The sequence below is a fragment of the Candidatus Cloacimonas sp. genome, from assembly GCA_039680785.1.
Classification (GTDB): Bacteria; Cloacimonadota; Cloacimonadia; order Cloacimonadales; family Cloacimonadaceae; genus Cloacimonas.
In genome coordinates this window covers 1-10,842 of record JBDKSF010000015.1, presented here as the reverse complement: position 1 = coordinate 10,842, position 10,842 = coordinate 1, and the positions used below count along the sequence as shown (strand labels likewise).

Below are 10,842 nucleotides of genomic sequence, written 5' to 3'. Positions count from 1 at the left end.
TGCTGAGGCAGATTGGTCATAGCATCTGGATCATTTATTAGTGATTTGTATAGCCAAGATAGTATCTGTTTTGTTCTATAAACAGGTATATCCGGTTGTAAAGAGATAATGTTTTCTGCCAAATCTGCAGGTAAGAAGGAAAAAACATTCTTTTTCATTGTTCTATTGTGGGGATGCTAATTACTTGTAGCTTGTAATAATCATCCAAATCTAATTCTGATATTATTCCTTCTTCGCTGGCAAGCATAACTTTTTTACCCAAAACATTTAAACGAAAAACCATCATTTTCGTGTTTTGATACATTACACAAGTTCCTACTATGGGAAAGCCCTTTGCTTCTTCTACATAGAAATTCTCTTCAAAATTGAGACAGCAAAGTAAGCGACCGCAGGGACCGGATATTTTGGTTAAATTACCTGCCAGATTTTGATCTTTTGCCATCTTGATGGTCACTTGGTTGAAACGCTTCAAAAAACTGCCACAGCAATATTGTTTTCCGCACATTCCAAAACCACCAAGACGACGAGCTTCATCTCTACCTGTAGTTTGATGAAGTTCAATTCTGGTTTTGAAGACGGTTGCCAATTCGCGTACAAAACTGCGAAAATCAATTCTTCCTTCTGCGGTAAAGAAAAAGGTTAGTTTGTTACCGTCAAACTGAAAAATTGTCTCAATCAGTTTCATTTCAAAAGGATAATGCTCCAAAATGGAAAGAAATGTTTTGGACGCTTTTTCTTCCTCGGCGCTAAGATTTTTCATTTTTTCCAGATCTTCTTGAGTAACTTGTCTGCGGATGCTGTAATTTTTTCCCGATAACAATTGAGCATCCAGATCTTCTTCTTCAATGCTCAAATGAACAACTTGGGCAATATCATCACCTCTTTCCACTTCTACAATGATTAGGTCTTCGGGCTGAATATTAAACTTGGTAGGATATCGATAATATCCTATTCTACCGGTGCGAAATTCTACTTCTATATAGTTTTGCATTATATCCTCAGATTATATATTTGTTGATAAAGGTCTTTTTCTGTTTCGGTGAAAGTGAGCTTGCGGCGTTGCTTAACGATGGCAGCGGTTTCACAAAAAGCAGGAAATCTATATTTATCCCATTTTCCTGCTTCACCCCAGGAAAAATCGGGTATAAAATCACGCATTAAATTTGTTCCATAAAGATTACAACCTATTCCAATAACGGTTCCGGAATTAATGCTGCAATTGATACCTGTTTTGCTGTGATCTCCAATAAAACAACCCCTGAATTGAGCTCCTGAATCTACCTTGCTTTTGGTTGTATATGAATAATAGCTGATATTTTTATAGTTATTTTTAAGGTCACTGTTATTGGTATCCGCTCCCAAATTTACCCATTCGCCTATATAAGAATGGCCTAAAAATCCGTCGTGTTGTTTATTGCTGTAACCCTGAAAAATCGTTCCTTCAACTTCTCCACCTATTTTGCACATTGGACCTATTGAACTACCACCGTATATTTTAGCTCCGATTTTGATGAGGGATTTTTTGCCTATATAAGCAGGACCGCAAATAACGGCATTTGCCATTATGCGTGCTCCGGAATCTATTACAATAGGACCCTCAGAGGCATCTAAAATAACACCGGGGGCAAATTCGGCTCCTTCCGCAATCCAAATGTTATAGGGATGTAAAACAGTTACTCCGGGTTCGGTTTCAAAATAATTTTCGGCTTCGTAGAAGTGCCTATGATAATCCCGAACAAGCATCCTATTGTTGTCTTGAATCAGATCGGCAAGAGAATTGTATAGCTGAAGGTTACAGAATTTACTTTTTAGATCATCCCTCTCAGGAAAGATGGAATCATCGTTAACTTTCATTGCAACAATGTCTTGTCCGCTCATCAGACAAAAACCAAGGGAGAGTTTATCAATTTGCTCAATTGCATCTGCGGTTAAAACAAGCCGAGAATTAATATATAATTTTTCGCCCTTTATTTTGGCATTGATTAACCAATCCGGATGTCTTTCTTTATAAAGCGGAACAAGTGACTCATCTATTATTATGCTGGTTTCACCGGAATTAGCAAAGGTGTGCTCCAAACGCTGACGGAGTTTTGTAATTCCGCAACGAAGATCTCCAATGCTGCGAGTGAGCGTTAACGGAAAAAAATTTGAACGCGATTCATCATCAAAGATTATGATTTGCATTATGATTCCTTATATATGGTTTTTTCCCGTGCCAAACAAAAATATTGAATTGCCCCATCAGCATCGTAAATACAAGAAAGAAGTTTTGAATCAACAGCCAAACCGGATAAAACTTTAGCATATCATTGGTAATTTCAAAACGGGAACGGGAATAACTAATAGTGATGCACTCAATGAGAATGCGAAAAAGGAAAACCATTAGGGCAATTTTCCAGCTGAAAAACAACATTAAAATACAACCCCAATATAAACAGGCAAGTGAAAATAAAATAAAAAAGAACTCAGGATTGAACTTTAGCTGATATTTCATATTGGAAGCCCAGCGACTGCGTTGATTTAGTAATTGTTTCCAAGATTTTACAGGTCTTGTATAAACATAGCTGTTAGGTTGAAAATTGAAAATTATCTTGTGCCCTTTGTTGCGCATCAATTGTAGTAAATTTACATCGTCTCCGGAAAGCAAATGCTTAATTTTACTAAAACCACCCACATCATAAAAAGCAGATTTTCTATAGGCAAGATTTTGACCGATGCAAGCCCAACTTTTATTTATGGTGTAACCGCCTCCTAAAACCATATAAGTGAGCGCAAAATCCAGATGTTCATATTTCTGCACGAAGGATGCTTTCTTCCAGTCGGGAAGGTAAGTTCTGGAATATCCTGCAACCATAGAAACATCATCGGTAAATAATGAAACCATAGAAGATATCCAGGTTATGGGAACTATACAATCGGCATCAGTAGTAATAATTAGTTCTCCGTTTGCGGTATCAACTGCTTCCTGCATTGCCTTCTTTTTAGGGGAGATAGCATTTTCTCTGCCAATTATTTTCAGATAGCGTAAATTTAATCCGGACTCAATAAAATGATTAGCTACCTGCTCAGTATCATCTTCGGAATCATCGTCGGCAAGAATAACTTCAAACAACTCATTGGGATAATCCTGATTTAGCAACCGCAGCAATAATTCTCGTAAATTTTCAGCTTCATTGCGAGCCGTGATAACTACGCTTACTGTCCTTTTTTGAAAATTGAAAACGGGCTTGTATTTCTTATGTCCGAAATAAAAACGAATGCAGAAGGTGCCGTAGGTTAAAAAACCAGTGGCAATAAAAAAGCAGAGGATATAAAAAAGGATGTTCACTCAGTTTTCCAGTTTTTTAAGCGTTCCCCAATGAGTGGGGTAAAAATTGTAACTTAAAGTGTCTGAACGAGCTGGCGGGATATTATCCTCAATAAAATACTCTGGAATGCCTTTTTCCGATAGAAAACCTGTTCTGGGATTGATATTGCGTTGAACGATTTTATCTGGCACTACAAAACTATAACGCGGATCATCACTTTTGGGTAAACGCCCTTTATTTTCATTCCGAATTGCTTTGGTCATTATTTGACCCCAAATCGGAGCACAACTTGCGCTGGAAGAAATGGCAGCATTATTATCAAAGCCATTCCAGATGCCTAAGGTATATTTACGGTTAAAACCTATAAACCAGGCATCTCTATGTTCACTGGATGTTCCTGTTTTACCTGCTGCCTGCCAATAATAATTGTTTCTGGCTGCTGCGCCTGTTCCAGAAGTAACCACAGATTGAAGCATAGAAGTCATTAAATATGCTACTTCAGGAGAAGTAACATTAAATTTGGAAGTAACGCTGCGTTCCAAAACTTTTCCGTTCATATCTTCTACTTTGGTTATGAAAACGGGTTTGGTTCGATAGCCCCCATTAGGAAAAGTAGTAAAGGCAGAAATCAGATTTATCGGTGTTACTTCATAAGCACCTAAGGCAGCTGAGTAATCCTCTGCCTTTGCATTAATTCCAAAACGGCGAAAGGCATCGTTAACTACATCCAAACCTATATCCATAACTGCTTTAACTGCCCAGACATTGTAGGAATGGGTAATGGCAGTCCGCATTCTGGTAGGTCCATAATATTCACGGCTAAAATTTTGCGGCGACCATTCTTTGCCGTCTCCTCCCACTAAAGATAGAGGAGCGTCTATAATAATTGTTGCGGGAGTATAACCTTTTTCTACGGCAGCGGTATAATAAGTTGGTTTAATTGAACTACCTGGTTGACGCTTGGCTTGAACGATGCGATTAAATTTACTGTGAGTAAAGTTGCGACCTCCAATCATCGCTAAGACCTGCCCAGTGCTATTTTCCATTAACAATAAACCACCCTGCAGATAATGTGTATTGATATCCACGCTGTTCTTGGGAACACTACTGTAGCGCATAGCAACGGGATAATTTTTTTCCGCATTGGATAAATAACGATTTAACACGGAATCTGCATAAACGGAGAGATCAACATCCAAAGAAGTGTAAATTTTTAAACCGCCTTCAAAGAGTTTCTCGGTTCCATATTTATGTTCCAAATACAGACGGATGTATTCTATAAAGTAATCAGTTGAATATTGCTGCATAGAACTTCGGTCGCCTGTTATACGAGAAGCAACTGCCTCATTGTATTCTTCCCGAGTGATCTTTTTGGCCTTCAACATTTTACTCAAAATGAGATTACGCCTTTCTATCAAACGCTCTGGGTGCTTTACGGGGCTATAGTAATTGGGTCTTTGGATCATACCTATAAGGGCTGCTGACTCTGCTAAAGTTAAATCGCGAGCGTGTTTTCCGAAATAATACAAGGAAGCGGTTTCCACTCCATGAACCTGTCCTCCCCAAAAAATCTTGTTGAAATAGATTTCCAGGATTTCATCCTTAGTAAATTCCCGTTCTATCCTGAAAGAGAGGATTAATTCTTTCATCTTGCGGGAAAGCCGTTTATCTAAAGTAAGAAACATATTGCGAGCCATTTGTTGGGTAATTGTGCTTGCCCCCTGAGAAAAATCCATCCGAGTAATGTCCACAACTAAGGCGCGAATATTACCTAAAATATCTACTCCGAAATGGTGATAGAAATGTTTGTCTTCAGTTACGATCAAGGCATCAATAAGATAGGGCGGAAGCTCCTTTAAGGAAACAAGTTTGCGTTTTTCAAAAGCAAACAGATATACCATTTTACCATTGCGGTCATAGACCTCGGAACCGGAATGTAAAGTGTAATTCCTTAATTCACTCGTGGGTGGCAAGCTATCTCTATAAAACCATAATGCACCGATAAAAACACCGGCGATCAAGCAAAAGGCAAGCCACAGGTATTTTAACAGTGTATATAGTTTTTGTTTCGTATCATTTTTCATAATTTTAATTCGGAGCTATAGTTTTTCCTGTCTATATATATAGTTAGGTATGCAATAATGCAACCGCTAACCAACGCAATTGAAAGCAAGATTGGTGTCAACACAAAAACTTTATTACTTTTAATTAGGATAATGCGAACCATAGTTAACTGCATAAGATTGTGAGCAATAGCTCCACAGATACTGATTCCGTATAAACCAAATCCGATGTGCAGCCAGCGAACAAACAACATAACAATTACAGCAGCCAGTCCTCCTGTTAAAGATAAAACTGTGGAAGGGCTAAGTAAAGTGAGAGTTGCGATTCCCCCTAAAATTGATTTGCTAATGTTAACGATGAATGCTTCCCAAATTTTATTGTGATATATCAGATAGAGTATTACAATATTGGAAAAACCTACTCTGATAAAAGGTAATGGCAGCATACGCATAATCATATCTTCAATAATATGCACAGACGCGGCAATAGCTGTCCAAAATGCAAGCTGTATAAGGGTGGATTTATTATTTATATTCATTGCAGATATTGGCGGATAAAACCATTGGTGGAGCTATACAATTCGTTTATACTACCGTTGAAAATTACTTTCCCTTCATTCAAAAAAAGAACCCGATTACCTATGCTTTCTATATCTTTCAAAGCGTGAGTGATAGTTATCAAAGTGGCAGAAGCAGTATCCACTATGCGGGATATATAAAACATAATTTCTCTGGCAGTGATGGGATCAAGCCCAGAAACGGGTTCGTCAAAAATTATATAATCAGGGTCATAAACAAGGGCTCTGGCAATTCCAATTCTTTTCAGCATTCCTCCGCTGAGCTGAGCAGGGTAAAGTTCTGCCGTATTTTCTAACCCAACCATTTGAAGGCAGTGAATTACTTTTTCCTTAATTATCTTGCTTTGTTTTTCTCCGCGTTCATAAAGAGGGAGTGCTACATTTTGGAGAACTGTGAATGAGTCCAATAAAGCAGCATTCTGAAAAACCATCGCAAAGCGTTTTTTGGTCGCTTTTCTTTGTTCATCGGCTGCTCTGTGAATATCTGTTCCGTCTATAATAACACTTCCGGAGACAGGAGAATAAATCCCTAAAAGCGTCTTTATTAGAACTGTCTTACCGCATCCGCTTCTTCCCAGAATAATCAGATTATTTCCATTATCCAAGCGGAAACTGATATCGGATAATATTTCTCTATTATTAAGAGATACATTGAGGTTATTAACTTCTATCATATTTACGCAGATAGAATAAAAAGCCGATTACCAATCCGGAAGCATTTGCCAGAAAGTCATAAATAGATACATCTCTGCCTCGAATATAGGTCTGATGATATTCATCCAAACCGGCAAGCAAGATGAGCCCAAGATACAGGAAAATAATTATCCTTAATTTCCAGTCCTTAAATCTCAACCAATTACTAATCAAGCAACCTAAAACAGCATAAATGACAAAGTGTTCCATTTTATCTATGCCAATTATATTCACGGAGGGAAGATTTTGGGACGGTAAGGAAGATAAAATCCAAATCAATATAAGCCAAAATAGAGCAGGGTAGATAGTTCGAAAAATTTTCATTGCTTTATACTTATTAAATCACAGTAACAATTTATCGCTTTCTTTTTGAAAGTAGCTTTCACGGGAAACTGGTTATTATAAACCCATAAATTCAGTTTATTATTGTCTTGCAGCATATTGTGAGTAACCATATCAACATAAGGTGGTTTAATGGATTTGGAATTATGAAAAGTAATTTCATAAGGTATGGCAGCATATTCTCCCATAGGCGTCTTCACCTTTTCGGAAGAATGCTGAATAACTTCTGCCTGCAAACAAACGCCATTAACATCAATGAGGTAAACTCCCGTTCCAGCACTTCCGGATATAACTTTTGCCAGAAATGAATAGACATCTCTCATATTTTTTAAGATCGGGTACTGGGTCGCGCTTTTATCTGAGGAACGATACATTGTTGCTTGAGTGGTATTATAATTGTAATTTACTGAAACTTGGTCGTTAACACTATGTTGGCGAATGATACGAGTATAATCCAAAGGTAGAAATTTGTCATTATACTTTATGCTGTAGATATTATTTATTTGAGGAAATAGAACTGACTCTTTTACCGATTTTACTCTAATTTCAATGTCGGCATCCTTAGCATCTTGTTGAATAGTGATTCGGGCAATATTCATACCCAATGCTTTCATATAATAATCGGAAGTAAAAGCAGCTAAAAAACTGTGCAAGAGAAGAAAAAGAGTGAAAAAGTATTTCAGGTCTCTTCTCCATTAGTTAGCTGCACTTGAATTTGTTTGATGCTTTTTTCATCGGCATCCAGTATTCTAAATTCAATCTGATCATTAAAATGAACAGTATCACCTATCTCAGGAACATGATTGAAGTAAGCAAGCAGAAATTCTGCCAGGTTATCATAATCTTCTACCGAAATTTCGGTGGAAAAATTCTCATTGAATTGACGGATGCTGAAGTTACCGCTCAATATGTAAGTATTTTCGTCTTTTTTAATAAGCTCGGGAATTTCATCCTTATCATATTCATCTCTAATATCACCCACTATTTCTTCCAATATATCTTCCAGGGAAATTATGCCGCTGGTGCCTCCATATTCATCCACAACAACGGCAACCTGCAATTTTCTTTGTCTAAATTGATTTAACAGTGTTTGCACTTTCATATTTTCGGTCACGAACCAAACTGTGCGCATTAATTGCTTAATTGTTTTTTTCTCAGGATACAGCAGAAGGTCTTTCACATATATTATACCAATGATTTCATCTATGCTTCCACGATATACTGGAATTCTGGAATAACCACTATCTACGATAACTTTTTTTAGTTCCTCAATACTCTGGTTTTCTTCAATGGCGGTAATTTTAACGCGGGGGACATAAATCTCTTTAATCTCTGCTTCTCTAAACCTGAATAATCCTACCAGCATCTTTTTTTCATGTTCTTCCAAGCTATGACTGCTACTTTCGGACTGGATAAGATTATGAAATTCTTCATTCGTGAATTGAGTTCCCACATAGCGATCAATATTCTGATGGCTGGAAAATAGGTCACTGATTTTTTCCAACACCCATACGGCAGGATAGAAAATAAATCGAAACAAAATTAGGGGCAGAGAAAATAGTTCGCTTACAGTATCGGCTTTGGATAAAGCGATTAGTTTGGGAGTGATTTCACCCAAAAATAGGATAAGAAGAGTGGTAAGTATAATTTGAATCGTAACCACGGAGGATACTGTATAACCATATTTTGAGCCGATTTGTAAGGCAAGTAAAGTTCCAAAGGAAGAAATTGCCAAATTAACAAAAGTATTACCCAATAGTAATGTTATCAGTAATTGTCTTGGTTTACCCAGTAATTTTAAAATCCTTTTTGCACTGCTTTTACTGCTGTTTTCCAATCTTTTTAAATAAACTCTTGAGAGAGAAAAAAGCGCTGTCTCAGAGCCGGAAAAAAAGGCAGATAATGCAAAAAGGACGATAATTATAAATGCTTTACCGTCATCCACTTCTAATTTTCACCTTGTGTAAGTTTAAAATAATATTCTTCTTTCTTATTCATTTTTTCAGCATCCGTGCTGTGAATATGATCATATCCAACCAGATGTAAAAGACCATGTATTAATACAGCTCGGAATTCATCTTCTATAGTTCTTGAATCCTTTTGGCGTAGAAGCTGATTTATGTCAATAACAATATCACAAATCCGAATCGGTTTAGCTGAAAATCCGTCCTCTCTAAACTGTTCATCTATCTGGCAGGGGGGCAACTCGGCAGTAATAAAACTCAAAATGTCAGTAGGTTCGTTCAGGCCTCTATATAGTTTATTGTATTTTGTCATTGTAGCGCTATTTACCATCTTTACACAGATTTGATAAGAATGAGCAGGATCTTCTGTAGAACAAATCAAATCGGCTATTTTTTGCAGGGATGGCTCCGGTATAATTGCTTCTCCCAATAATTCCAGATCATTCATCTTTTTTTTCTTCCGGATAGTCAAGCCGCTTACGATATATACTTTCCAAAATTGGGATAAAGTTCTCTTTAATTTTTTGCAGGTCTTTCATTGTTACGGGGGCTTCGTTGAATTGTCCCTCTTTAAGTAAATAGTGAATAGTTGTATCCACTATGTTAGCTATATCTTTTTCGTTTTCTATGGTTTTGGATTTGGTTGTGGATTCCACAATATCCGCCAGCATCACAATTGCAGCTTCTTTTGTTTGAGGATGCGGTCCTGGATAACGATATACATCTTCACTTAATTCTTTACCTTCTTTACCTGCCTTATCGTAAAAATAACGAATTATTGTGTTTCCATGGTGCTGCATTATAATATCTATCACCGGTTGAGGAATCTTATTTTTCTTTGCCAGTGCGATGCCTTCGGATACATGATTACGAATCAATTGAGCGCTTTCATCTGGTTCCATATTAACATAAAATTCAGCTGAATCCTCGTTATTTTCGGTGAAAATCTCAGGATTTACTATTTTTCCGATATCATGATAGTAGCTTCCGACCCTGGCTAAGAGAGGATTAGCGCCAATTGCTTCAGCTGCATGTTCTGCCAAATTTCCCACTACCAATGAATGATGATAAGTTCCTACCGCTTCAGTTGCCAAGCGTTTTAGTAAGGGATGATTAAAATCCAACAATTCCAAAAGAGTTTGCTTTGTAGCTCTATTCCATTTGCGTTCATAATAGGGAATGATAATCAACAAACCGGTCACACTAAGCGAAGCAGAAATAAATACATAACCTATAGAATGCAAATTAGTTAACAGAGTATCCCTCTTGTAGATTCCGATACTTATGACAGTAACTATCAGCGAGATAAGCAAATATACCCATATCATAAGATATTCATGCCAGGAGTTTTGTTGTTTTAGCATAATTAAACACAGCACGGTAGATAACAGCATTGTAACCAGCGTAAAAGTATCCCAGTTTAAGAAGGGACTTATAATAAGCATATTACAAATGGTATAGAGCAAACCGAATTCAAAATTCACTAATATAGCGCCAGCCAAAGATATCATCGCAAAAGGAAGTATCAGATTTCTACCGGATAAGACATAATTGATAAAAGCAGCTAATAGAGCAAGGACAATAAAACCCAGATTAATCGGCAAAAAATCGGTTAACGCAACTTTATCTGTTTTGCTTTGCACCCAAAAATAATGATTGGCTAAAGTAACTGTGATAAAAACAAAAATCAGCAAACCAAGGGTTAGCAGCATTTCTTGCAAAGGGGATTTTCGAATTTTTTGCCGTCTAAATGCTTCTTGTAAGGACTCCAGTTTGCGAATTTCTTCCGAAGTGACCCGGGAATTTTTGCGCACTATAATTTCATTGCGTAAAACCATTCCTTCATTTGGCTGCACCGATTCCAATGAATTTTGGCTTAATTCATTCAATTTTT

The 10,842-nt window shown here is 37.2% G+C and carries 12 protein-coding genes; all 12 read right to left on the bottom strand.

Features of this window, described 5'->3' with window-relative positions; translation table 11 throughout:
- The coding region (locus tag ABFC98_00755; protein MEN6444556.1) for a 23S rRNA (adenine(2503)-C(2))-methyltransferase RlmN at positions 1 to 158 on the bottom strand (158 nt) is incomplete at its 3' end.
- Positions 155 to 991: a regulatory iron-sulfur-containing complex subunit RicT gene (gene ricT, locus ABFC98_00750; GenBank protein ID MEN6444555.1), complete on the bottom strand. Its 837-nt coding sequence runs from the start codon at positions 989 to 991 to the stop codon at positions 155 to 157. The genes ABFC98_00755 and ricT, both read right to left, overlap by 4 nt.
- Positions 991 to 2,184 (bottom strand): putative sugar nucleotidyl transferase, encoded by a 1,194-nt coding sequence (locus ABFC98_00745; GenBank protein MEN6444554.1) that lies wholly within the window; start codon positions 2,182 to 2,184, stop codon positions 991 to 993. Before ABFC98_00745 ends, ricT begins: the two co-directional genes overlap by 1 nt.
- Complete coding sequence (locus tag ABFC98_00740; GenBank protein ID MEN6444553.1) at positions 2,165 to 3,328, bottom strand: glycosyltransferase; 1,164 nt, start codon at positions 3,326 to 3,328, stop codon at positions 2,165 to 2,167. Before ABFC98_00740 ends, ABFC98_00745 begins: the two co-directional genes overlap by 20 nt.
- On the bottom strand, positions 3,329 to 5,392 hold the full coding sequence (locus ABFC98_00735) for a PBP1A family penicillin-binding protein (protein MEN6444552.1): 2,064 nt from the start codon (positions 5,390 to 5,392) through the stop codon (positions 3,329 to 3,331).
- Positions 5,389 to 5,910, bottom strand: coding sequence for a Gx transporter family protein (locus ABFC98_00730; protein ID MEN6444551.1), 522 nt, complete (start codon positions 5,908 to 5,910; stop codon positions 5,389 to 5,391). Before ABFC98_00730 ends, ABFC98_00735 begins: the two co-directional genes overlap by 4 nt.
- Positions 5,907 to 6,623 (bottom strand): ATP-binding cassette domain-containing protein, encoded by a 717-nt coding sequence (locus tag ABFC98_00725; GenBank protein MEN6444550.1) that lies wholly within the window; start codon positions 6,621 to 6,623, stop codon positions 5,907 to 5,909. Before ABFC98_00725 ends, ABFC98_00730 begins: the two co-directional genes overlap by 4 nt.
- On the bottom strand, positions 6,610 to 6,966 hold the full coding sequence (locus ABFC98_00720; GenBank protein ID MEN6444549.1) for a VanZ family protein: 357 nt from the start codon (positions 6,964 to 6,966) through the stop codon (positions 6,610 to 6,612). The genes ABFC98_00725 and ABFC98_00720 overlap by 14 nt, the downstream gene beginning before the upstream one ends.
- The gene (locus tag ABFC98_00715) at positions 6,963 to 7,637 is read right to left on the bottom strand and encodes a hypothetical protein (protein ID MEN6444548.1); all 675 of its coding nucleotides are present in this window, start codon (positions 7,635 to 7,637) and stop codon (positions 6,963 to 6,965) included. The genes ABFC98_00720 and ABFC98_00715 overlap by 4 nt, the downstream gene beginning before the upstream one ends.
- Positions 7,638 to 7,663: 26 nt before the next feature.
- Entirely contained in the window at positions 7,664 to 8,929 is a 1,266-nt protein-coding gene (locus ABFC98_00710) for a hemolysin family protein (GenBank protein MEN6444547.1), read from the bottom strand.
- A gap of 2 nt (positions 8,930 to 8,931) precedes the next feature.
- Positions 8,932 to 9,396 carry an rRNA maturation RNase YbeY gene (gene ybeY, locus ABFC98_00705; GenBank protein ID MEN6444546.1) on the bottom strand — a complete coding sequence of 155 codons (465 nt, stop codon included), beginning with the start codon at positions 9,394 to 9,396 and terminating at the stop codon, positions 8,932 to 8,934.
- Positions 9,389 to 10,842, bottom strand: a 1,454-nt coding sequence (locus tag ABFC98_00700; protein MEN6444545.1) for an HDIG domain-containing metalloprotein, incomplete at its 5' end; no start/stop codon positions are given. The genes ABFC98_00700 and ybeY, both read right to left, overlap by 8 nt.

What these genes read in the sequence shown, in the direction of transcription:
- ABFC98_00725 (MEN6444550.1), bottom strand. Translation starts at nt 6,623, where the DNA reads ATGATAGAAGTTAATAACCTCAATGTATCTCTTAATAATAGAGAAATA.
- ABFC98_00735 (MEN6444552.1), bottom strand. Translation starts at nt 5,392, where the DNA reads ATGAAAAATGATACGAAACAAAAACTATATACACTGTTAAAATACCTG.
- ABFC98_00730 (MEN6444551.1), bottom strand. Translation starts at nt 5,910, where the DNA reads ATGAATATAAATAATAAATCCACCCTTATACAGCTTGCATTTTGGACA.
- ABFC98_00720 (MEN6444549.1), bottom strand. Translation starts at nt 6,966, where the DNA reads ATGAAAATTTTTCGAACTATCTACCCTGCTCTATTTTGGCTTATATTG.
- ricT (MEN6444555.1), bottom strand. Translation starts at nt 991, where the DNA reads ATGCAAAACTATATAGAAGTAGAATTTCGCACCGGTAGAATAGGATAT.
- ybeY (MEN6444546.1), bottom strand. Translation starts at nt 9,396, where the DNA reads ATGAATGATCTGGAATTATTGGGAGAAGCAATTATACCGGAGCCATCC.
- ABFC98_00745 (MEN6444554.1), bottom strand. Translation starts at nt 2,184, where the DNA reads ATGCAAATCATAATCTTTGATGATGAATCGCGTTCAAATTTTTTTCCG.